The 21,374-nt window shown below is 59.7% G+C and carries 18 protein-coding genes; 11 read left to right on the plus strand and 7 right to left on the minus strand.

What is annotated here, in order from left to right; all coding sequences use genetic code 11:
* Positions 1–11: 11 nt before the first annotated feature.
* Together ftsH and RCH06_RS05620 are read right to left on the minus strand one after the other, a co-directional pair.
* Positions 12–1,937, minus strand: a complete 1,926-nt coding sequence (gene ftsH / locus RCH06_RS05615; protein ID WP_327080456.1) for an ATP-dependent zinc metalloprotease FtsH — start codon at positions 1,935–1,937, stop codon at positions 12–14.
* Between the two features lie 148 nt (positions 1,938–2,085).
* Complete coding sequence (locus tag RCH06_RS05620) at positions 2,086–2,823, minus strand: RlmE family RNA methyltransferase (protein WP_327080457.1); 738 nt, start codon at positions 2,821–2,823, stop codon at positions 2,086–2,088.
* Between the two features lie 41 nt (positions 2,824–2,864).
* Here RCH06_RS05620 and RCH06_RS05625 point away from each other — a divergent pair, with 41 nt between their 5' ends.
* The 3 genes from RCH06_RS05625 (at position 2,865) to RCH06_RS05635 (ending at position 6,204) form a co-directional block, all read left to right on the plus strand.
* Positions 2,865–3,338 (plus strand): YhbY family RNA-binding protein, encoded by a 474-nt coding sequence (locus RCH06_RS05625; protein WP_327080458.1) that lies wholly within the window; start codon positions 2,865–2,867, stop codon positions 3,336–3,338.
* A 101-nt stretch (positions 3,339–3,439) separates the two neighbouring features.
* Positions 3,440–5,494 carry a M3 family metallopeptidase gene (locus tag RCH06_RS05630; protein WP_327080459.1) on the plus strand — a complete coding sequence of 685 codons (2,055 nt, stop codon included), beginning with the start codon at positions 3,440–3,442 and terminating at the stop codon, positions 5,492–5,494.
* A gap of 38 nt (positions 5,495–5,532) precedes the next feature.
* Positions 5,533–6,204 carry a DUF4124 domain-containing protein gene (locus RCH06_RS05635; protein ID WP_327080460.1) on the plus strand — a complete coding sequence of 224 codons (672 nt, stop codon included), beginning with the start codon at positions 5,533–5,535 and terminating at the stop codon, positions 6,202–6,204.
* 25 nt (positions 6,205–6,229) lie between these two features.
* Here RCH06_RS05635 and rpiA read toward each other — a convergent pair whose 3' ends face one another.
* On the minus strand, positions 6,230–6,901 hold the full coding sequence (gene rpiA, locus RCH06_RS05640; protein ID WP_327080461.1) for a ribose-5-phosphate isomerase RpiA: 672 nt from the start codon (positions 6,899–6,901) through the stop codon (positions 6,230–6,232).
* 136 nt (positions 6,902–7,037) lie between these two features.
* On the opposite strand from rpiA, the gene RCH06_RS05645 reads away from it, so the two are divergent.
* A complete protein-coding gene (locus tag RCH06_RS05645; protein WP_327080462.1) occupies positions 7,038–8,090 on the plus strand; it encodes a quinone-dependent dihydroorotate dehydrogenase in 1,053 nt (350 codons plus the stop codon).
* A 174-nt stretch (positions 8,091–8,264) separates the two neighbouring features.
* Here RCH06_RS05645 and RCH06_RS05650 read toward each other — a convergent pair whose 3' ends face one another.
* Positions 8,265–8,522: a hypothetical protein gene (locus RCH06_RS05650; protein ID WP_327080463.1), complete on the minus strand. Its 258-nt coding sequence runs from the start codon at positions 8,520–8,522 to the stop codon at positions 8,265–8,267.
* Between the two features lie 56 nt (positions 8,523–8,578).
* Between RCH06_RS05650 and RCH06_RS05655 the strand changes: the two genes are divergently transcribed.
* A complete protein-coding gene (locus RCH06_RS05655; RefSeq protein ID WP_327080464.1) occupies positions 8,579–9,181 on the plus strand; it encodes a 3'-5' exonuclease in 603 nt (200 codons plus the stop codon).
* 56 nt (positions 9,182–9,237) lie between these two features.
* Here the strand turns inward: RCH06_RS05655 and RCH06_RS05660 are convergent, their stop codons facing one another.
* Positions 9,238–9,876 carry a DUF6806 family protein gene (locus RCH06_RS05660; RefSeq protein ID WP_327080465.1) on the minus strand — a complete coding sequence of 213 codons (639 nt, stop codon included), beginning with the start codon at positions 9,874–9,876 and terminating at the stop codon, positions 9,238–9,240.
* Positions 9,877–10,212: 336 nt separating this feature from the next.
* Here RCH06_RS05660 and egtD point away from each other — a divergent pair, with 336 nt between their 5' ends.
* Positions 10,213–11,244, plus strand: a complete 1,032-nt coding sequence (gene egtD / locus RCH06_RS05665) for an L-histidine N(alpha)-methyltransferase (protein WP_442799602.1) — start codon at positions 10,213–10,215, stop codon at positions 11,242–11,244.
* A gap of 102 nt (positions 11,245–11,346) precedes the next feature.
* Here egtD and alaS read toward each other — a convergent pair whose 3' ends face one another.
* Positions 11,347–13,971, minus strand: coding sequence for an alanine--tRNA ligase (alaS, locus tag RCH06_RS05670; RefSeq protein ID WP_327080466.1), 2,625 nt, complete (start codon positions 13,969–13,971; stop codon positions 11,347–11,349).
* 72 nt (positions 13,972–14,043) lie between these two features.
* Positions 14,044–15,435 (minus strand): aminotransferase-like domain-containing protein, encoded by a 1,392-nt coding sequence (locus tag RCH06_RS05675; RefSeq protein ID WP_327080467.1) that lies wholly within the window; start codon positions 15,433–15,435, stop codon positions 14,044–14,046.
* A 180-nt stretch (positions 15,436–15,615) separates the two neighbouring features.
* Here RCH06_RS05675 and gabT point away from each other — a divergent pair, with 180 nt between their 5' ends.
* The 5 genes from gabT (at position 15,616) to RCH06_RS05700 (ending at position 21,327) form a co-directional block, all read left to right on the plus strand.
* Complete coding sequence (gabT, locus tag RCH06_RS05680; RefSeq protein WP_327080468.1) at positions 15,616–16,908, plus strand: 4-aminobutyrate--2-oxoglutarate transaminase; 1,293 nt, start codon at positions 15,616–15,618, stop codon at positions 16,906–16,908.
* 113 nt (positions 16,909–17,021) lie between these two features.
* Entirely contained in the window at positions 17,022–18,098 is a 1,077-nt protein-coding gene (locus RCH06_RS05685; RefSeq protein ID WP_327080469.1) for an ABC transporter ATP-binding protein, read from the plus strand.
* Between the two features lie 70 nt (positions 18,099–18,168).
* Positions 18,169–19,200, plus strand: a complete 1,032-nt coding sequence (locus tag RCH06_RS05690; protein WP_327080470.1) for an ABC transporter substrate-binding protein — start codon at positions 18,169–18,171, stop codon at positions 19,198–19,200.
* A 24-nt stretch (positions 19,201–19,224) separates the two neighbouring features.
* Positions 19,225–20,496, plus strand: coding sequence for an ABC transporter permease (locus RCH06_RS05695; RefSeq protein ID WP_442799603.1), 1,272 nt, complete (start codon positions 19,225–19,227; stop codon positions 20,494–20,496).
* Between the two features lie 6 nt (positions 20,497–20,502).
* Positions 20,503–21,327: an ABC transporter permease gene (locus tag RCH06_RS05700; protein ID WP_327080471.1), complete on the plus strand. Its 825-nt coding sequence runs from the start codon at positions 20,503–20,505 to the stop codon at positions 21,325–21,327.
* Positions 21,328–21,374: the final 47 nt, after the last annotated feature.

Genomic DNA, 21,374 nt, shown 5'->3' on the forward strand with positions numbered 1-21,374 from the left:
GTGTGCGTCAGTCAAGCCACAGTGGGTGCCGGCTCAGTATTGACCGCCGGGCTGCCGCCACTGGGGCCGCTGCCACCACCGCCCACCGACGGATTACGCGGCGTCCAGTCTTTCGGAGGACGCGGCTCCCGGCCTGCCATGATGTCGTCCATCTGCTCGACGTCAATGGTTTCCCATTCAAGCAAGGCCTTGGCCATCGCATGCATCTTGTCCTGGTTGTCTTCGATCAGATTTCGTGCCAAAGTATATTGCTGGTCGATGATGCGGCGCACTTCGGTGTCCACCTTTTGCAGCGTCGCTTCACTCATGTTGTTGGTTTTGGTCACCGAGCGACCCAAAAACACTTCGCCTTCGTTTTCTGCATACACCATAGGACCGAGCGCTTCGGTCATGCCATAACGGGTCACCATGTCGCGGGCCAGCGATGTGGCGCGCTCGAAGTCGTTGCTGGCGCCGGTCGTCATCTGGTTCATGAAGACTTCTTCGGCGATGCGACCACCGAAAAGCATGCTGATCTGGCTGAGCATGTATTCACGGTCGTAGCTGTAGCGGTCTTGTGCAGGCAGGCTCATCGTGACACCCAAAGCACGGCCACGCGGAATGATAGTGACTTTATGCACCGGATCGCATTTAGGGAGCATCTTGCCGAGCAGCGCATGACCTGACTCGTGGTAGGCCGTGTTGCGGCGCTCTTCTTCAGGCATGACCATGCTTTTACGCTCTGGGCCCATCAGAATTTTGTCCTTGGCTTTTTCAAAGTCCTGCATCTCAACCGTACGGGCGCTGCGACGCGCAGCCATCAATGCGGCCTCATTGCATAAATTGGCCAGGTCAGCACCCGACATGCCGGGTGTGCCACGCGCAATCACGCTCGCGTTCACGTCCTGGCCAAGCGGCACCTTGCGCATGTGAACATTCAGGATTTGCTCGCGCCCGCGAATGTCAGGCAGCGTGACATAGACCTGACGGTCAAAACGTCCGGGACGCAGCAAGGCGGCATCCAAAATGTCCGGGCGGTTGGTGGCAGCCACTACGATCACGCCGACATTGGTTTCAAAACCATCCATCTCGACCAGCATCTGGTTCAGCGTCTGTTCGCGCTCGTCATTACCACCGCCGACGCCGGCACCGCGCTGGCGACCGACCGCATCAATTTCATCAATAAAGATGATGCAGGGTGCATTTTTCTTGGCGTTGTCAAACATGTCACGAACCCGGGCTGCACCCACGCCGACAAACATTTCAACAAAATCAGAGCCTGAAATTGAAAAGAAAGGAACCTTGGCTTCGCCGGCGATGCCCTTGGCAAGCAGGGTCTTGCCAGTGCCCGGAGGGCCGACCAGCAGCAAACCGCGCGGAATACGGCCACCGAGCTTCTGGAATTTGGCCGGATCTTTCAGAAAATCGACCACTTCCTTGACTTCTTCCTTGGCCTCATCGCAGCCAGCCACGTCGGCAAAGGTCACGGTATTGGTCGACTCGTCAAGCATGCGTGCTTTGGACTTGCCAAAACTGAACGCGCCGCCCTTGCCGCCGCCCTGCATTTGCCGCATGAAATACACCCACACGCCAATCAAGAGCAGCATGGGCCCCCAGCTGACCAGCAGAGTCATGAGCAAGGAGCCTTCTTCGCGGGCCTTGACATCAAACTTCACGTCGTTGGCAATCAGGTCGCCGATCAGGCCGCGATCAAGATAAGTTGCCGTGGTGCGGATTTTTCGATCTTCGGTCGTCGTGGCAACGATTTCAGTGCCGCCCTGACCTTCCGCGATGGTCGCTGCCTTGATGTGCTTTCCGCGAACCTCTTCAAGGAACTCAGAATAGCCCACGTAATTGGAGCCTGCACCACCGCGTGTATCAAATTGCTTGAACACGGTGAAAAGCACCATGGCGATGACCAGCCAGATTGCAATTTTAGAAAACCACTGATTATTCAAGGACTACTCCGATGTAAAAACCCTAAGCCGATGCGATGGCACATGCGCCTGATTTTAGGCGTTTCAAGGGCTAATACAGCACTAACCAAGCTGCATCCCTAGGCATAAAGCGGATTTAACGATTTATTACGGCTCTAAAAACGCCGTTTCACAGCGATGTCAAGTTTTTCAAACCCTTACCGACCAGAAAAGTTTCAGAAGATGTCGGACGCGAGGCTTTAGGCTTCATGCGCTTGACTACTTTAAAGCTGGCCTTAAACAGCTTGACCAGTTCGTCATAGCCGCTGCCATGAAAAAGTTTGACGACCAGTGAACCGTCCGGTTTCATGTGGGTTTGTGCAAATTCCACGGCCAATTCCACCAGATGCGCAATGCGCGCCGCATCGGCTGATTCAATGCCTGACAGATTGGGCGCCATGTCCGAAATGACAAGATCGACCTTCACCAGCCCCTTGTCGGTAGACAAGGCGTGCTCCAGCTTTTCCAGCACTTCGGGCTCTCGAAAGTCCCCCTGAATAAACACAACGCCTTCAATCGGCTCCATCGGCAAAAGATCCAGTCCGATGATGCGTCCATTCAGTGCGCCCACGGCAGCACCGGTCGGGGAGAGCTTGCGCCGCACGTACTGGCTCCACGCGCCTGGCGTACTGCCCAAGTCCACCACGCAGTCGCCAGGCTTGATCAGCCCCAGCGTTTCATCCATTTCCTTGAGTTTGAAAGCAGCCCGCGCCCGGTAACCTTCTTTGCGGGCCTGCTTGACATACGGATCATTGATATGGTCGTGCAACCACGCTTTATTAACTTTTTTACCTTTTGCATCGCCTTTGGCAACGACTTTGATGGTTTTGGGAAGCAGCTTATGGTCTGACTTGGCATTTACTTTCATGGCCCCTATTGTCGTCTTCCCGACTCCACCGATAATTGGGCATGGCTCAAATACAACTTACCCCTGCCCAGCGCAAAGATCACCGCGCTGAAGCGCACCACCTCAACCCCGTCGTGATGATCGGCACTGACGGCCTGACAGAAGGCGTGAAGAAAGAAATCGACGCCGCACTGACCTCCCACGGGCTCATCAAAGTGCGCGTGCAGTCCGACGACCGACCTGGCCGTGAAGAGATGTTCAGGGCGCTGGCCGAAGAACTTGATGCCGCGCCCATCCAGCACATTGGCAAACTGCTGGTGTTCTGGCGTCCGGTTCCTGAAAAAGAGAAAAAAGTCAGCGAAGACCGCATGCCCGGCCCGCGCGATGTCAAGGTTCTCAAAAACAGTTCGCGCTATGGCCAGCGCCCTGAAGTCAAAACCCTGCGCGTGCTCGGCAACCAGCGCCTGACACCGGGCGGCAGCGTCAAGCGGTCCAAACCGAAACAAACCAGCGTCAAAAAGCGCGCCCAGGACTAAAACTACTTTTGACAGGCATTTGCCGACTTTGCAGGTCGGCTTTTTTCTTTCAGGCGCATCAAGCTCTTTAGATTCGCCCCACCCGCCCACAGCTAGACGTGATGACCAATCCACTCCTTGAATTTTCCGACCTCCCGCTGTTTGACCGTATCTTGCCGGCGCATGTTGGCCCGGCGATGGATGATTTGCTGGCAAAAGCCGAAACCGCACTGGCGCAAGTCACGGCGGAAGAATTTCCTGCCACCTGGAGCGGCATTGCCAGCGTGCTTGATGTAGCGACCGAAAACCTGGGCCGCGCCTGGGGCGCCGTCAGCCATTTGAACAGTGTCGCGGACACGCCGGAATTGCGGGCCGCCTACAACGCCGCCCTGCCCCGCGTGACCGAATTCTGGACTCGCCTGGGCGCTGACGAACGTTTGTACGCCAAATACAAGGCCATCGACACGTCCACCCTCAATGCCGAGCAGTGCCAGGCCCACAAAAACGCCATGCGCAATTTTGTGTTGTCGGGTGCAGAGTTGAGCGGCGCAGCCAAGGAGCGGTTTGCACAAATCCAGGAGCGCCAGGCCGAACTGAGCCAGAAATTCAGCGAGAACTCGCTTGACGCCACCGATGCTTTTTCCTACTACGCCAGTGCCGACGAGTTGACCGGCGTTCCTGAAGATGTGCAGCAAACAGCCAAGGCGCAGGCCGAAGCTGAAGGCAAGCCCGGCTACCGCTTGAGTCTGAAAATTCCAAGCTACCTGCCAGTCATGCAGTTTGCCGAAAGCAGCGCATTGCGCGAAAAGCTCTACAAGGCCTACACCACGCGCGCCAGCGACCAGGCGCCAGCCGAATTCAGCCAGTTTGACAACAGCGCTGTCATGCAGGAAATACTGGCCTTGCGGCAAGAAGAATCGCGGCTGCTGGGTTACCAGAATTTCGGCGAAGTGTCGGTAGTGGCAAAAATGGCGAAGTCACCGCAAGAAGTCGTCACCTTTTTGCGCGACCTGGCGCAGCGCTCCCGGCCTTATGCAGAAAAAGACATCGGCGATCTGCGCGCCTTCGCCGCAGAAACCCTGCACCAGACTGATCCGCAACCTTGGGACTACGCCTACATCGGCGAAAAGCTCAAGGAGGCGCGCTACGCTTTCAGCGAACAAGAGGTGAAGCAATACTTCACCGCACCCAAGGTGCTGGCGGGCCTGTTCAGGATTGTGGAAACCCTGTTTGAAGTCACCATTCGCGAAGATTCAGCCCCCGTCTGGAAGCCTGGCGTCGCGTTTTACCGAATTGAGCGTGATGAAAAACTGGTCGGGCAGTTTTACCTCGACATGCCGGCCCGCACTGGCAAGCGCGGCGGTGCCTGGATGGACGATGTACGCACCCGCTGGCTGCGCCCTGACACCGGCAAGCTGCAAACGCCGGTCGCGCATCTGGTTTGCAACTTTGCCGACGGCGTTGGCGGCAAACCAGCGCTGCTGACACACGACGATGTCACCACCCTGTTCCACGAGTTCGGCCACGGCTTGCACCACATGCTGACGCAGGTGAACGAGCACGACGTTTCAGGCATCAGCGGCGTCGAGTGGGATGCGGTCGAGCTGCCCAGCCAGTTCATGGAAAACTTCTGCTGGGAATGGGAAGTGCTCAAGCAGATGACGGCTCATGTCGACACCGGCGAGCCACTGCCACGCGCTTTGTTTGAAAAAATGCTGGCCGCAAAAAACTTCCAGAGCGGCATGCAGACGCTGCGCCAGGTTGAGTTTTCGCTGTTCGACATGCTGCTGCACACCTCGCACAATCCCGACGAAGACCTGATGGGCCTGCTCAATGAAGTGCGCCGCGAAGTGGCAGTAATTTCTGCCCCGGCCTACAGCCGCACGGCGCACACCTTCAGTCATATTTTTTCAGGCGGTTATGCGGCCGGTTACTACAGCTATAAATGGGCCGAAGTGCTGTCTGCCGACGCCTATGCTGCGTTTGAAGAAGCCGCCGCAGCTGCCGGAGAAGGTGAAACGTCCGGCAAATCGACGCTCAGTGTGGAAACCGGCAGAAAATACCGCCATGCCATTCTCGAAGCCGGCGGAAGTCGCCCGGCGATGGAATCTTTCAAAGCCTTCCGGGGCCGCGAACCTTCTTTGGATGCGCTGCTGCGTCATCAGGGCATGGCTTGACGGTCTGCTGAATCAATCCCAAGACCCCACTGGAAATCATGAAATCAAACGCCTTGCATTTTTCGGCGCCCAAAGCCTTGCTGGCCCTGGCGCTAGTGGCGGGAAGTCTTGCATCACCACTGCTGCATGCTCAACAGGTCTACCGCATCGTGGCGCCTGATGGCAAGGTGACTTTTTCCGACCGTCCCCCGCCGGCGTCCGCCAGCGATGCAAAAATCAGCGAAGCCACTACCAGCGGCGCAGGCAGCGCGGTGGCGGCGCGCCTGCCTTACGAGTTGCGGCAAGTCGCGCTCAAATACCCGGTGGTTCTGTACACGGCTGAAAACTGCGCGCCATGCACCGCAGGGCGCGCCATGCTGACCAGTCGCGGGGTTCCTTTCAGCGAAAAAACGGTCACCACCGCCGCAGACACCGAGGCACTGCAGCGCTTGAGTGGCGAAACCTCGCTGCCCTTTCTCACAATCGGCAGCCAGCAGCTCAAAGGTTTTTCGGATGCCGAGTGGACCGAGTTCCTGAACGCTGCGGCCTATCCAAAATCGTCGAAGTTGCCCGCCAGCTATCGGCAACCAGCGCCTGCACCGCTGGTCACGCTGACAGCGGCTCCTGCGGCGGCAGCCGCCAGCGCTGCAGCAGGCAAAAATGCCTCACCAGCTACGCGTCCTGTCGAGCCTGTCCCGTCCCGCAGTAATCCCTCCGGAATTCGTTTCTGATTTTTTGCAGGACGGATAGCCGGCTTTAAAACACCAGTGTTTCAACGCCGGAGTCGGTGCCCAGCAGGCACACATGGGCTTTCTGCAAAGCAAACACACCCACCGTGACCACGCCCGGCCACTGGCTGACTTCAGACTCGAAAGCCAGCGGATCGGCAATCTTCAAGCCGGTGACATCCAGAATGTGCTGCCCGTTATCGGTCACCAGCGGCTGGCCGTCTTTGTGGCGCACTTGGGCAGTACCGCCCATCGCCTCAAACTGGCGCGCAATGCGCCGCGTGGCCATCGGAATGACTTCGACCGGCACCGGAAAATCGCCCAGTGCGGCCACGTATTTGGACTTGTCGGCAATGCAGACAAACTTGCGCGACTGCGCCGCCACGATTTTTTCGCGCGTCAGCGCCGCACCGCCGCCCTTGATCATGTGGCCCGCATGATCGATCTCGTCTGCACCATCGATATACACCGCCAGCTCATCCACCTCGCTGGCATCGAACACCTTGATGCCCAGCGCCTGCAGCCGCTCGGTGGAGGCAAGCGAGCTGGACACCGCACCGGCAATCGGGTCTTTCATCGTTGCCAGCGCATCGATGAATTTGTTGACAGTGGAGCCGGTGCCGACGCCGACAATGCTGCCGGCTTCGACATAGTTCAGTGCGGCCTGGCCGACCAGGGTTTTCAGTTCATCTTGGGTCATGGTGTGCCTTGAGCGTGTTGGGGTGAAAAAAGGTGGGAATGAAAAGGGTTTTTGCGACAATCGGGGCTTATGCCTTGCAGGCCGTGGCGCTTTGCCAGTCCTGCCCCCATCCGCAGCTATCACCCTGAATTATCCAATGTCCCTGTTCCCCTACGCCCTGGCCCGTCCCTTTTTATTCGGGCTCGACCCCGAAACCGCCCACGAGCTGACCATGGCTTCACTGGCGCGTACCCAGGGCACGCCGCTGTCAGCGGCTTACTGCAGCAGCAAGGTCAGCGACCCGATTGAGCTGGCCGGGCTGAAGTTTCCCAACCGCGTGGGCCTGGCAGCCGGACTCGACAAGAACGCCCGCTGCATCGATGGCCTGGCGGCGATGGGATTCGGCTTTGTCGAAGTCGGCACGGTGACGCCCAAAGGCCAGCCCGGCAACCCCAAACCCCGCATGTTCCGCCTGCCCGAAGCCAATGCGCTGATCAACCGGCTGGGCTTCAACAATGACGGGCTGGACGCTTTTCTGGCCAATGTGCAGAAGTCCAGACTGCGCCAGCAAGGCGCAAAAAGCGCCCTGTTGCTGGGCCTTAACATCGGCAAGAACGCCGCCACGCCGATTGAAAACGCAGTGGATGATTACCTGATTTGCCTCGACGGCGTGTATCCGCATGCCGACTACGTCACCGTCAACATCTCCAGCCCCAACACCCAAAACCTGCGCGCGCTGCAAAGCGACGAAGCGCTCGACGCGTTGCTGGGCCGCATTGCCGAACGCCGCGAAACCCTGGCTGCGCAGCACGGCAAACGCGTGCCAATTTTTGTCAAGATTGCGCCCGACCTGGACGACGCACAGATCGACGTGATTGCCGCCACGCTCAAACGCCACGCCATGGACGGCGTCGTTGCCACCAACACCACCCTGAGCCGCGACGCCGTCAAGGGCCTGCGCCATGCCGAAGAAACCGGCGGCCTGAGCGGCGCGCCCGTGCTTGCCGCCAGCAACCGCGTGATCAGCCAGCTGCGCGCCGCGTTGGGCAAAGGCTTTCCCATCATCGGCGTAGGCGGTGTGATGAGCGGGCTGGATGCCGTCTCCAAGATCAAGGCTGGTGCCGATGTGGTCCAAATCTACACCGGCCTGATCTACAAAGGCCCGGCGCTGGTGGCCGAGGCGGCAAATTCGATTAAAAACAGCCGCTAGCGCAATGGGTACGGGCGCAAGCAGCTATTTTTTTAGTAGCGACTTGACTATTCGCACTGCTCTTCAATGCGTGTCCAAAAGCGGGGCAAGGCTTGGCGGATGCGCTTTGAAGCCACTATCAAATAAATAGCTGCTTACGCCCGTCTCTATTGCGCAAGCGGCAGTTTTTATTACTTAATCTGGTACAAACCGATCCATGAACTTGGCTTCATCTTCTGGCAGATCGAGCGTGACCAGTTGGCCCATTTTTTGATCGCTGATGCGGTAAGCGGCAAACAGGCTGTATTTGCCCTTGAAGTGGTAGCTCTCCAGATCAATCAGCATGTAAGGGTAAGGCAAAAACACCTCATGCTGAAAAATCGCCTTGTGCCGATTGCGCGGTGAAGGGAAAAGCTTGTAGTGGTCGGTGGTGATGCTTTGTGCCGTGGCCATGGTGTTTTCTTTGCTGCTGGTTGTAAGCTCTACCCCATTTTCACGCATTGAACGCCATGACCGAGCAACACGCCACCCCCGACAAAGAACAAATCGCGCTGCTTTCCCCTTTTGACCGCCTGAACCTGCACCAGATTCATCTGGTCGCCACTGCCGCGCAGGCGGCCCGCGCCCTGCAAGAGCTGGACGGCGTTACGGCGCTGGGTTTTGATACCGAGTCCAAGCCCACCTTCGCCAAAAACGAAGCGTCTACGGGGCCGCACATCGTGCAGCTTTCAACGCTGGACAGAGCGTATATCTTTCAGCTTGAAGATGCCGAATGCCGGCGTGCGGTTGGGGTGTTGCTGGAGTCAAGTCGGGTCATCAAGCCCGGTTTTGGCTTGGGCGATGACCGCCGGCGCATCATTCACAAACTCGGCGTTGACCCGCAAGGCGTCCTGGACCTGAACACCGTTTTCAGGGAACGCGGCTACCGAAAGGACATGGGCGTGCGCGGTGCAGTGGCGGTGATGTTCAACCAGCGATTCATCAAGTCGCGCAAGGCGACCACCTCGAACTGGGCGAATGCGCACCTGCAGGAATCGCAACTGATTTATGCGGCCAATGACGCCTACGCCGCGCTGCGGGTATTTCAAGCGCTGGGGCTTGGGCTGGATTGACGCGTCGGCAGGCGCTGGGGTGACGGTGCAACGGGTGCCAAGCCAGCCAACCTGATTCAGTGCAGATGCCGGGGTTTGCGGCCGCCGCCATGACCCGTGCCGCCTTGCGAGCCACCGGGGCCGCGCGGGGGCCGGCCCAGCTGCATTGAATTGACCAGGTCGTCAAACCGGCGCTCAAACAGTTTGTCAACTGCTTCGACAACCTCACCGAGTTCGGAGCCGTCAAAATGGCGCTCCATCAGGCCGATCATGTCTTGCACCAGCAAGTCGCGCTGAACTTGCATGATGGCGGCGGGGGTGGGGCCGACAAAGTAAATGACGAAGTCATCGCGCGCTTCGTCGTCTTGGTTGCCGCCTTCCTCTTCCTCGTCAAAGTCGGCGTCGTAGAAAGTGACCTCAATCGGGGCACCGATTTCGGCCAGATCATTCAGACCCATACACATCTCGTCGAGTGCCTGGCGAAAATCGTCGTCGCCCGGCACCGTCCAGCACATCTGCAGCAAATGTTTGGGCGCATCGAACCTGATGCCCGGCTCTTCTTCATAAACACTGGCCGCCCCAGCCGCGAGTGAGCGGGAGCCGGCATATTTCCACAGCGGCTTGAGCGCTTCCTGCAATTGTTCAAAACTGACGTCTGCACGCAAAGGCACTTCGCCGTGAACGTGAATTTCAAATGGTGTGTTGTAACGCGACATGGAATTATCTTACCCAGTTTCAAGCGATCAGTGGGCACAAGCGCACTGACCAATACGGTTCGTGAGCGCAAAAAACGCCCAGATTTTTAAAATTTAATGGTGAAAAGGCAGGATGAATCTGCCCAACAAAGACCAGTGCCTGCAGACCAGGCAACCGAACGCGTCGGGAAAGCATTGTGCCACCCTGAACCTGTGCCCGAAACACAGGCACCGAGGCGGTAAACCCGACGAGTCGCTGCAAGGCAATTGCGGCGACTCAAAACGGTGAAGTCCTACATCTGCATTGAAAAAATCGTTTTCAAATCAGGCCTTAACTGTTTTACCGTCAAGGCCGCATTGAAACTTCCTGACCCCCTTTTCAACATCCGGCCGACCCCGCCGCCCGCTACAACACCCCGTTTCATCGATCTGAGCGATGACGTGCCCAATTCTCCGGCAGCCCGCAGCATGGTCCAGGAACTGGCTGAAGGCCTGTCGGCCAAAGAAGCCAGCATCGCGCCCAAGTTTTTTTACAACGCCCTGGGCTCCCGGCTGTTTGAGGCCATTACCGCGCTGGACGAGTACTACCCGACGCGCACCGAAGCCGGCATTTTTGACGCCAGCCATGCGCAAATCGCGCAAACGCTTGCAGAAGCCGGCTTGACGCACCCCTGCCTGATCGACCTGGGCGCGGGCAACTGCGCCAAGGCCCAGGCCTTGATTCCTCACCTTCAGCCGCGTCAATATGTGCCGGTCGATATTTCGGTGGACTTCCTGAAGGCGGCCGCCGGGCAACTGCAAAACAGTTTTCCAGCGCTGGACATCGTGGGCGTGGGCATGGATTTTTCAGCCAGCCTGGCCTTGCCCGATGAAGTGCAAGAGCATGACCGGGTGTTTTTCTACCCCGGCTCCAGCCTGGGCAATTTTCAGCCGACGCAAGCGCTGGATTTTTTACGGCAAATGACGGATCCGCTCAAAGGCCGCGCACGGGGTCTGCTGCTGGGCATTGATCTGGTCAAGGACAGCGCCACGCTGCAGGCCGCTTACGACGATGCGCTGGGCGTCACGGCGGCCTTCAACAAGAACCTGCTGCGCAATGTCAACACCTTGCTCGGAACGGATTTTGATGTGCGGCAATGGCGGCATGTGGCGCTGTTCAATACCGAAGCGTCGCGCATCGAAATGCACCTGGAAGCGCGGCAAGACCTGACGCTCAGCTGGCCAGGCCGGACGCGCCGCTTTCTAGCCGGCGAACGCATCCACACCGAGAGTTCGTATAAGTACACGCTGGAAAGCATGACGGCCTTGCTCAACCAAGCCGGTTTCAGCACACTGCGGCACTGGAGCGACCCGAAACAGTGGTTTGCCGTGTTCTGGGCGGCTGTTTAAGCGCCAGCCGCAAAAATACTGGCAAAAACAGCCTCTAGCGCAATGCAGATGGGCGCTAGCAGCTATTTATTTAATAGCATTCAACGCCCGTTTTACGGCTATTTAAACCCGTTCAGCAACCCAGGACTGCACCGATTTCAGTGCCGCGTCCAGGTGGGTCGCATCGGTGCCGCCAGCCATCGCCATGTCGGCCTTGCCGCCGCCCTTGCCGCCAACCTGGCTCGCAACAAAGTTAACCAGTTCGCCGGCCTTGACTTTGGCCGTAGCGTCGCTGGTGACGCCCGCAGCAATCTGCACCTTGCTGCCATCGACCGCCGCCAGCACGATGACAGCCGTTTTCAGCTTGTCTTTCAGCTTGTCCATGGTGCCCTTCAGCGTCTTGGCATCCGCGCCTTCGAGTCGGGCAGCCAGCACTTTCAGGCCCTTGACATCGATGGCCTGCAGCATCAGCTCGTCGCCCTGCGAGGAAGCCAGTTTGCCTTTAAGCGCGGCGACGTCCTTTTCCAGCGACTTGACCTGGTCCAGCACCTGTCCAATGCGGTTCTGCAACTCGGACGGGCTGGCCTTGAGCGTTCCCGCAGCGGCCTGCACGGTGGATTCGAGCGACTGCAGGTAAGCCAGCGCGTTTTGACCCGTGACGGCTTCGACGCGGCGCACGCCCGAAGCGACGCCGCTCTCCGCCACGATCTTGAACAGGCCGATGTCGCCGGTGCGGCCCACGTGGGTGCCGCCGCACAGTTCCTTGCTTGAACCGATGCTCAGCACGCGCACAGTTTCGCCGTATTTTTCGCCGAACAGCATCATGGCGCCAGATTTCTGGGCCGACTCCATGTCCATTTCGCTGGCATCGGTGGCGATGTTGGCCAGGATTTCGGCATTCACCAGCACTTCGACTTCGCGGATTTGTGCATCGGTCATCGGCGCGTTGTGCGCAAAGTCAAACCGCGTGCGGTCGGCGTTGACCAGACTGCCCTTTTGCTGCACATGGGTTCCCAGCACTTCACGCAGTGCCTTGTGCATCAGGTGTGTGGCGCTGTGGTTGCGCACGGTGGCGGCACGCACGGCCTTGTTGACCTGCGCGTTCACATGGTCGCCCACATTGAGCGTTCCTTCTGCCAGCGTGCCGTGGTGACCGAACACATCGGCCTTGATCTTGAGCGTGTCGCTGACGGCAAAACGGGCCGAGCCGCTAATGATTTCGCCCTCGTCACCGGCCTGGCCGCCGCTTTCAGCGTAAAACGGCGTCGTGTCGAGCACCACCACGCCGCTTTGACCGGCTTTAAGGGCGGCTGCGCTTGTTCCATCTACATAGATTGCTATGATTTTTGATTTTTCCTCAAGCAGCTCGTAGCCGGTGAAAACGTTGCTGCTGCCGGTGTAATCCAGCGCGCGGTCCATCTTGAACTTGCCGGCGGCTCTGGCCTGGGCTTTTTGCTGGTTCATGGCAACGGCAAAACCGGCTTCGTCCACACTCAGTCCACGTTCGCGGCAAACATCGGCAGACAAGTCGAGCGGAAAGCCGTAGGTGTCGTGCAGCTTGAACGCCACTTCGCCCGGCAGCACCTGTACGCCATCGGCCAGCGCGGCATCCAGAATCTGCATGCCGGTTTCCAGCGTCTCAAAGAAACGTTCTTCTTCCGCTTTCAGAATGGCGGTGATGCTCGCCTCTTGCTCGCGCAGCTTTGGATAAGCATCGCCCATCAGTCGCACCAGATCAGCCACCAGCTTGTGGAAAAACGGCGTTTTCTTGCCCAGCAGATAGCCGTGGCGAATCGCGCGGCGGATGATGCGGCGCTGCACGTAGCCGCGTCCTTCGTTCGACGGGTTCACGCCGTCGCTCACCAGGAAGGACGTGGCGCGGATGTGGTCGGCAATCACGCGCAGACTCTTGTGGCCCAGGTCCTGCTCGCCGGTTTCGCGCGAAGCCGCCTTGATCAGCGCGTCAAAAATATCGATTTCGTAGTTGCTGTGGACATGCTGCAAGATGGCGGCCAGCCGCTCCAGTCCCATGCCGGTATCGACACAAGGCGCGGGCAGCGGCGTGACGGCGCCGGTTTCATCCATGTTGAACTGCATGAACACGTTGTTCCAGATCTCGATGAAGCGGTCGCCGTCTTCGTCGGGGCTGCCGGGCGGGCCGCCGGGAATGTGGTCGCCGTGGTCAAAGAAGATTTCCGAGCATGGGCCGCAGGGGCCGGTGTCGGCCATCATCCAGAAATTGTCGGACTTGTAGCGTCCGCCCTTGTTGTCGCCGATGCGGATCACGCGCTCGGGCGGCAAGCCAATTTCTTTGGTCCAGATGTCGTAGGCCTCGTCGTCTTCTTCATAGACCGTGGCCAGCAGGCGGTCGGCGGGCAATTTATACACTTCGGTCAGCAGCTCCCAAGCCCATTTCAGCGACTCGCGCTTGAAGTAGTCGCCAAAGCTCCAGTTGCCGAGCATTTCAAAGAAGGTGTGGTGGCGCGCGGTGTAACCGACGTTTTCCAGGTCGTTGTGCTTGCCGCCGGCGCGCAAGCAAGCCTGCACCGACGTGGCGCGCACATAGGGGCGCTTGTCGGTGCCAAGGAACACGTCCTTGAACTGGACCATGCCGGAGTTGGTGAACATCAGCGTCGGGTCGTTGCCCGGCACCAGCGAACTGGAAGGCACGACGGTATGGCCCTTGGAGGCGAAGAAGTCAAGAAACGACTTGCGGATGTCGGCAACGGTGAAGTCGGGGGTAGGCATGGGTGTGTGAACTCTCAGGAAATGGCATGAAACGGGTGTAAAGCAGCTGCGCGTGCAGGCAAGCCCTCGATTTTAGGCGGCTTTGAGCATGGCCAGGAAATACAGCACGGCCTCGTCGTCAGCCCAGGCCACATTGAAACGCAGCCACGGACTGGGCTCCAGATCGACCGAAAAAAGATGGCCGGGGCCGAGCAAAATATCGCGCTCGGCGGCCTTGTAAGCCAGTTCGCCGGCGTTCTGCACAGCCGGGTGGCGCGCCCACAAAAACATGCCGGCCTTGGGCTCGCAAAACAATTCAAAGTCCAGCGCCAGCAAGCGGCTGGCCAGGAGTTGCTGACCCGCCGAAAGCCGGTCGCGCAGGGTCTTGATGTGTTTGCGCCAGCGGCCATCGATCAGCGCGCCGTAGGCCAGGCGTTCGGTGAACTCTGACGAGGTCAGGCCCGAAATCATCTTCAGCCGCGCCAGGTCTTCCAGCAGCTCCGGGTTGGCGGCCAGGTAGCCGACGCGGATGTTGGGCGAAATGGTTTTTGAAAAACTGCTGATGTAGATCACCCGCTTCAACTGGTCCAGACTGGCCAGCGACGGCCGGGACTCCGGGTCCAGGTCGGCATAAATGTCGTTTTCGACGACGATGAAATCGTACTTTTCGGCCAGTTGCAGCACCCGATGCAGATGCGACAGCACAGCGGTGGAACCCGTGGGGCTTTGCAGGCGCGGCTGGGTAAAAAACACCTTGGGCCGGTGCTCGATGATGCGGGCTTCCAGCGTTTCCAGGTTGTAGCCCATCGGGGTGCGCGGCGCGCCCACCAGCCGTGCGCCCAGAAAGCGCAACGAGAACAGCAAATTGGCATAACCCGGCTCATCGACCAGTACGGCGTCGCCCGGTTGCACCAGCTGGCGCGCAGCCAGGTCCAGGCCCTGGCTGGAACCCTGGGTCAGCAGCACCTGATCGGCATTCACCACCACTTCGCGCGAAGCGAGCAAGTCGCGCACCAGTTGGCGCAGCGGCAAATAGCCCTTGGGCTCGCCGTAGCCGCCCAAATCGACATCCTCGGCGGCCAGGTTGCGAAGACTGCGGCGCATGCCTTCGGTAAACAGCCAGTCGCCGGGCAGCCAGCCGCAGCCCGGCTTGCTGCGCAATGCACGGTTTTCAAAAATGCGGCGCAAGTACCACATTGAGTCAAAGCTGTATTGGCTTGAAACCCCCAGGGCCGACGCGCATTCGCTGGTGCGGCTGCGCACGAAAAACCCGGAATTGGCCTGCGACTGGAAGTAGCCGAGCGCGACCAGCCGGTCGTAGGCATCGACCACGGTGTAGACGCTGACGCCGTGGGCATGGGCGAAATGGCGGATGGACGGCAGCTTGGCACCCGCGCGCAGGGAACCGTCATCGACCATCTGGCGAAATCCCCCGACGATCTGGGTCACCAGTGCAACAGTTGACTGGGGATTGAGTACGAACATAAAAAACAGGCCGGCACAAGGGGCAAGGGTTTGTATGTACAGGGGGTGCTGGCAGCACAGTACACCGCGCAGCAGGGGTGATCTGTATATGTTAACGCTGGGGCGCAGTGCTTAAAGTTCAGGCATCTGCCCGGCAAACCGAAGTCGAGCCCGGCCTGCCACCACCCCAAAGGAAACCCCATGCACCGCGAACCCCACCTGACCAACGCCGCCCTGTTTGCCCGCCGCGAGGCCGCGATTCCACGCGGCGTGGGCCACAGCCACCAGATTTTCATTGCCCGTGGCAAGAATGCCGAAGTCTGGGATGTGGAAGGCCGGCGCTTCGTCGACTTTGCCGGCGGTATTGCGGTGCTCAACACCGGCCATTGCCATCCGGCTGTGATTCAGGCGGTCAAAGACCAGCTTGACCGCTACACCCACACCTGCTTTCAGGTGCTGCCTTATGAGCCTTACGTCGAGCTGGCCGAACGCATCAATGAAAAAGCGCCAGGCGACTTTGCCAAGAAAACCCTGTTCCTGACCACCGGCTCCGAAGCGGTTGAAAACGCCATCAAGATTGCCCGCGTGGCCACCAAGCGTTCCGGCGTGATCTGCTTTTCAGGCGGCTACCACGGCCGTACCTTGCTGACTCTGGCCATGACCGGCAAGGTCGTTCCCTACAAAGCCGGCTTTGGGCCGTTTCCAGCCGAAGTGTTTCACGCCACCTTCCCGAACGCCTTGTATGGCGTGACCGTGGATGATTCCATCGCATCAGTCGAAGCGATTTTCAAGAACGACATCGAAGCCAACCGCGTCGCTGCCCTCATCATTGAGCCGGTGCAAGGCGAAGGCGGTTTCGTGGTGGCGCCGCCCGAATTGCTGCAGCGCCTGCGCACCCTGTGCGACACGCACGGCATCCTGATGATCTGCGACGAAGTGCAAACCGGCGCGGGCCGCACCGGCACCTGGTTTGCGGTCGAGCAAAGCGGCGTAGCGCCCGACCTCATCACCATGGCCAAGTCGATGGCCGGTGGTTTCCCGATTTCAGCCGTGGTGGGCCGTGCCGAAGTGATGGATGCGGCTGCCCCCGGCGGCTTGGGCGGCACGTATGCCGGCAGCCCGGTGGCTTGCGCGGCGGCGCTGGCGGTGATGGAAGTGTTTGAAAAAGAAAACCTGCTGCAACGCAGCCGCGATGTCGGCGAACGCTTGACCGCAGCGCTCAAAGCGATGGCAGCCCGCCATGCCTGCATTGGCGATGTGCGCGGCCTGGGCGCCATGGTGGCCATGGAACTGTTCAAGAATGGCGATGTCAAGCAGCCCGATGCCGATCTGGCCAAGCGCATCACCGCCGAAGCCGCCACACGCGGCCTGATTTTGCTGACGTGTGGCACCTACGGCAACGTCATCCGCATCCTGGTGCCGCTAACCGCCAGCGACGCGCTGCTTGACGAAGGTCTGGCCATCATGGCCGACTGCTTTGACGCCGTGGCCTGATTGATTCATGATGAACAGGCTGTGGCCTCAGCGTGCCCTGTTGCACACGCCTGTTGCGTTGAAGGTTTCAGCACAATGACCGCCCCCATCACTCAAGACCAGGCAAGACACGAATGACCAACGCCCCCACCCTGGTGAGTTTCACCAGCGTCCAGAAAACCTACGACGGCGTCAACCTCGTGGTGCGCGACCTGAACCTGGACATCCGGCAAGGTGAATTCTTGTCCCTGCTCGGTCCGTCGGGCTCGGGCAAGACCACCACGCTGATGATGCTGGCCGGCTTCGAGTCCCCGACGGCGGGCGAGATTTGCCTGAACGGCGTGCCCATCACCCGCACGCCGCCGCACAAACGCAACTTCGGCATGGTGTTTCAGAACTACGCCTTGTTTCCGCACATGACGCTGGCCGAGAACATCGCCTATCCGCTGACTGTGCGCAAGCTGCCCAAGGCTGAACGCGAAGCCAAGGTGACGCGCGCGCTGGACATGGTGCAGCTGGGAAAGATGGGAAGCCGCTACCCCGGCCAACTCTCGGGCGGCCAGCAGCAGCGCGTGGCACTGGCACGGGCGCTGGTGTTTGACCCGCAACTGGTGCTGATGGACGAGCCGCTGGGCGCGCTCGACAAGCAGCTGCGCGAACACATGCAGATCGAACTCAAGGCCCTGCACCGCCGGCTGGGCGTGACGTTTGTCTACGTGACACACGACCAGACCGAAGCGCTGACCATGTCCGACCGCGTGGCGGTGTTCAACGACGGCCTGATCCAGCAGATTGATGTAGTTGACAACCTGTATGAAACCCCGGCAAACCGCTTCGTGGCCGGCTTTGTCGGTGACAGCACGGTGCTGCAGGCCGAAGTGGTGCGGCTCGATGGCGCGCATTGCGAAGTCCGGTTGCCCAACGGCGTGCAACTGCGCGGCCTGAACGTCAATGCGGCCACCGTCGGCGATGCGGTGCAGTGCGGCACCCGGCCCGAGCGGCTGAAGATTACCGGACAAGCCGGTGCCAACACCTTCCAGAGCCAGGTGCTGGATGTGATTTATTTTGGCGATCATTTGCGCCTGCGCTGCGAAATGCCCGACCAGCCCCCCGCCACCATCAAGATGCCGCTGGGCCACGACCAGATGCCCCAGCCCGGCCAGACCATTCATGTGCATGCCCCGGCAGAACATCTGCGCATGTACCGCTGACCGCTACAGCTCCTTTTTCGCCGCCCTTTCCCTTTGCCCTTTCTCCAACGTCAACCCCAAGGAATTCCCGATGAAACTCAAGCCCCTGATGATCGCTATTGCAGCCGGTGTGTGCCTGCCAGTCCTGGCTCAAAGCCAGTTGACCGTGGTGAACTTTGGGGGAGCCAACGGTGCCGCCCAGAAAAAAGCCTACTTCGAACCCTTTGAAAAATCAGGTGCCGGAAAAATCCAGCAGGTCGAATACAACGGCGAGCAAGCCAAGATCAAAGCGATGGTCGAAGCCAAGAAAGTCACCTGGGACGTGGTTGAAGTCGAAGGCCCGGATGTGAACCGGGGCTGCGACGAAGGCTTGTTCGAGAAGATGGACTGGTCCAAGGTGGGCAACAAGGCCGACTTCCAGCCGGCCGCCGTTCACGAGTGCGGCGTGGGCACGTTTGTCTGGTCCACCGTCATGGCCTACGACGCTGACAAGCTCAAGACAACCCCCACCAACTGGGCCGACTTTTGGGACACCAAGAAAATCGCCGGCAAACGCGGCATGCGCAAGGGCGCCCGCTACAACCTGGAATTTGCCCTGATGGCCGATGGTGTCAAAACCGCCGACGTGTACAAGGTGCTGGCCACCAAAGACGGCGCAGACCGCGCCTTCAAGAAAATGACCGCTCTCAAGCCAAACATCCAGTTCTGGGAAGCCGGCGCGCAGCCCCCGCAATTCCTGGTGGCGGGTGACGTGGTCATGACCACGGCGTTCAACGGCCGCATCGATGCCGCCCAGCGTGAAGGCAAAAACCTGCAAATCACCTGGACCGGCGGCATTTACGACCTGGACTACTGGGCAATGCCCAAGGGCACGCCCAACAAAGACCTCGCGCTGAAGTTCATCGCCATGGCCTCCAGCCCCGACGCACAGGCCGAGTACGCCCGCAACATCTCTTATGGCCCGACCAACAACAAGGCGCTGGCCAAGCTCGACGCCAAGGTGCTGGGCCTGCTGCCCACGTCGCCCGCCAACAGCAAGGATTCGCTGAAGTTCAACACCGCCTTCTGGGCCGATCAGGGTGAGGCGCTGGAAAAACGCTTCGCCGCCTGGGCCGCCCAGTAATCCCCGCAAGAAAAGGATGAGCGCATGAACGCAACGGCTTCTCTGCCCATGACGCCACGGGCTCCTGACAGTGCAGCGGGGCCAGCGCTGACCATCCAGCTGCACCGGGTGGAGCGCCGCAAACGCCTGCGTGCCATTGCGCTCACCCTGCCACTGCTGATTTTCTTGGCGGTGACGTTTCTCGTGCCGCTTGGCGCGTTGCTGGTGCGGGCGGTCGAAAACCCGGAAGTCGCTGGCACGCTTCGCACAACCGGCGACGCCTTGGCGAATTGGGACCGCAAGGCCGCGCCGCCCGATGCGGCCTACGCAGCACTGCTGGCCGACCTGACGGCCATTCCCGAGACAGCGCAAGCCGGTGTGCTGGCGCGCCGCCTAAACACCGAAGTCAGCGGTGCGCGCTCCCTCATCATGGGCACCTACCGCGCCCTGCCTTTGGGCACGGGTCTGAGCCCGGCCGAGGCCAAAGAAAAATTGGTGGCACACGATCCGCGCTGGGCCGAGTTGCCGTATTGGTGGGCGATTGCCAAAAACAGCTCGCGCTGGACGCCTGATTACCTGCTGGCCTCGGTCGATCTGAAACGCGATGCGCAAGGCAACGTCGTGCGTGTGGGTGCCCAGGAAGCCGCCTTCAGCAGCATCCTGGTGCGCACCTTCTCCATCAGCGCCATCGTCACGCTGCTGTGTATCGCGCTGGGTTATCCGCTGGCTTACTGGCTTTGTACGCTGAACGAGCGCAAAGCCAACCTGATGATGATTCTGGTGCTGCTACCGTTCTGGACTTCGGTGCTGGTGCGCATCGCCGCCTGGATCGTGCTGCTGCAGAGCAACGGGCTGGTCAACCGGTTTTTGATGTTTGTTGGCCTCACGGGCGAGCCGGTGCCGCTGCTGTTCAACCGGCTGGGCGTCATCATTGCCATGGTGCATATCCTGCTGCCCTTCATGATTCTTCCACTCTACAGCGTGATGAAGTCGGTACCCGGCAACTATGTGCGCGCCGCCGTGTCGCTGGGCAGCACGCCGCTGGCGGCATTTTTCCGGGTCTACGTGCCGCAAACCTATCCCGGCGTGGCGGCGGGCGGCTTGCTGGTGTTCATTACCTCGATTGGTTATTACGTCACGCCCGCCTTGCTGGGTGGCGCGGGCGACCAGATGCTGAGCTATTACGTGGCGCAGTACACCAATGTGGATGTCAACTGGGGCATGGCCTGCGCGCTGGGCTCGGTGTTGCTAGTCACCACTTTGATGCTGTATGCGGTGTACCGACGCTTTGCAAAAGCTGAACTGAGCCTGGGCTGAACCACCATGAAATCCTTCGCCATTCCCACTTTCCCGGCTTACTACACGCTGCTAGACAAGCTCGGCTGGTATGGCCTGCGTGTGTTTTGCGGCGCGGTGCTGGTGTTTTTGCTGCTGCCGATTCTGGTCATCATTCCGCTGTCTTTCAGCAGTTCGTCCTTTTTGGCGTACCCGATTCCGGGCTGGTCGCTGCGCTGGTACCAGGAAATGTTTGCCTCTGAAGACTGGGCGCGCGCCACACGCAACAGCTTTATCGTGGCGCCACTGGCCACCCTGATCGCCACGACGCTGGGCACGCTGGCGGCTGTCGGGCTGGCACGGGTGCAGTTTTTTGGCAAGGGTTTGCTGACCAGCCTGTTGATTGCGCCCATGGTGGTGCCGATTGTGGTGGTCGGTGTCAGTACCTACCTGTTTTTTGCCCGCATAGGCCTGTCTGACTCTTACACCGGGCTGGTGCTGGTGCATGCCGCGCTGGGCGCACCGTTTGTGGTGACGACGGTGATGGCGACGCTGCAGAACTTCAACCAGAACCTGGTCAAGGCCAGTTTGAGCCTGGGCGCCGGGCCGCTGCAAACCTTCTTTCGGGTGACTCTGCCGGTGATTGCGCCGGGCGTGATTTCAGGCGCGCTATTTGCCTTTGCCACTTCTTTTGACGAAGTCGTGGTTACCCTGTTCCTGGCTGGCCCGACACAGGCCACACTGCCGCGCCAGATGTTCACCGGCATCCGCGAAAACATTTCGCCCACCATTGCCGCCGTGGCGACGCTGCTCATCCTCTTCACTGCCTGCCTGATGATGACGCTGGAATGGCTGCGCGGGCGCGTCAAATAAAACATACAAACCACCCTGACGTTAAACCCCACAAGCGGGGCGCGTCT

The sequence above is a fragment of the Polaromonas sp. CG_9.5 genome (genome assembly GCF_035984465.1).
In the GTDB taxonomy this organism is placed as follows: domain Bacteria; phylum Pseudomonadota; class Gammaproteobacteria; order Burkholderiales; family Burkholderiaceae_C; genus Polaromonas.

Coding starts and splice junctions, on each gene's coding strand:
- RCH06_RS05620 (WP_327080457.1), bottom strand. CDS start 2,823: ATGAAAGTAAATGCCAAGTCAGACCATAAGCTGCTTCCCAAAACCATC.
- RCH06_RS05625 (WP_327080458.1), top strand. CDS start 2,865: ATGGCTCAAATACAACTTACCCCTGCCCAGCGCAAAGATCACCGCGCT.
- RCH06_RS05630 (WP_327080459.1), top strand. CDS start 3,440: ATGACCAATCCACTCCTTGAATTTTCCGACCTCCCGCTGTTTGACCGT.
- RCH06_RS05635 (WP_327080460.1), top strand. CDS start 5,533: ATGAAATCAAACGCCTTGCATTTTTCGGCGCCCAAAGCCTTGCTGGCC.
- rpiA (WP_327080461.1), bottom strand. CDS start 6,901: ATGACCCAAGATGAACTGAAAACCCTGGTCGGCCAGGCCGCACTGAAC.
- RCH06_RS05645 (WP_327080462.1), top strand. CDS start 7,038: ATGTCCCTGTTCCCCTACGCCCTGGCCCGTCCCTTTTTATTCGGGCTC.
- RCH06_RS05650 (WP_327080463.1), bottom strand. CDS start 8,522: ATGGCCACGGCACAAAGCATCACCACCGACCACTACAAGCTTTTCCCT.
- RCH06_RS05655 (WP_327080464.1), top strand. CDS start 8,579: ATGACCGAGCAACACGCCACCCCCGACAAAGAACAAATCGCGCTGCTT.
- RCH06_RS05660 (WP_327080465.1), bottom strand. CDS start 9,876: ATGTCGCGTTACAACACACCATTTGAAATTCACGTTCACGGCGAAGTG.
- alaS (WP_327080466.1), bottom strand. CDS start 13,971: ATGCCTACCCCCGACTTCACCGTTGCCGACATCCGCAAGTCGTTTCTT.
- RCH06_RS05675 (WP_327080467.1), bottom strand. CDS start 15,435: ATGTTCGTACTCAATCCCCAGTCAACTGTTGCACTGGTGACCCAGATC.
- gabT (WP_327080468.1), top strand. CDS start 15,616: ATGCACCGCGAACCCCACCTGACCAACGCCGCCCTGTTTGCCCGCCGC.
- RCH06_RS05685 (WP_327080469.1), top strand. CDS start 17,022: ATGACCAACGCCCCCACCCTGGTGAGTTTCACCAGCGTCCAGAAAACC.
- RCH06_RS05690 (WP_327080470.1), top strand. CDS start 18,169: ATGAAACTCAAGCCCCTGATGATCGCTATTGCAGCCGGTGTGTGCCTG.
- RCH06_RS05695 (WP_442799603.1), top strand. CDS start 19,225: ATGAACGCAACGGCTTCTCTGCCCATGACGCCACGGGCTCCTGACAGT.
- RCH06_RS05700 (WP_327080471.1), top strand. CDS start 20,503: ATGAAATCCTTCGCCATTCCCACTTTCCCGGCTTACTACACGCTGCTA.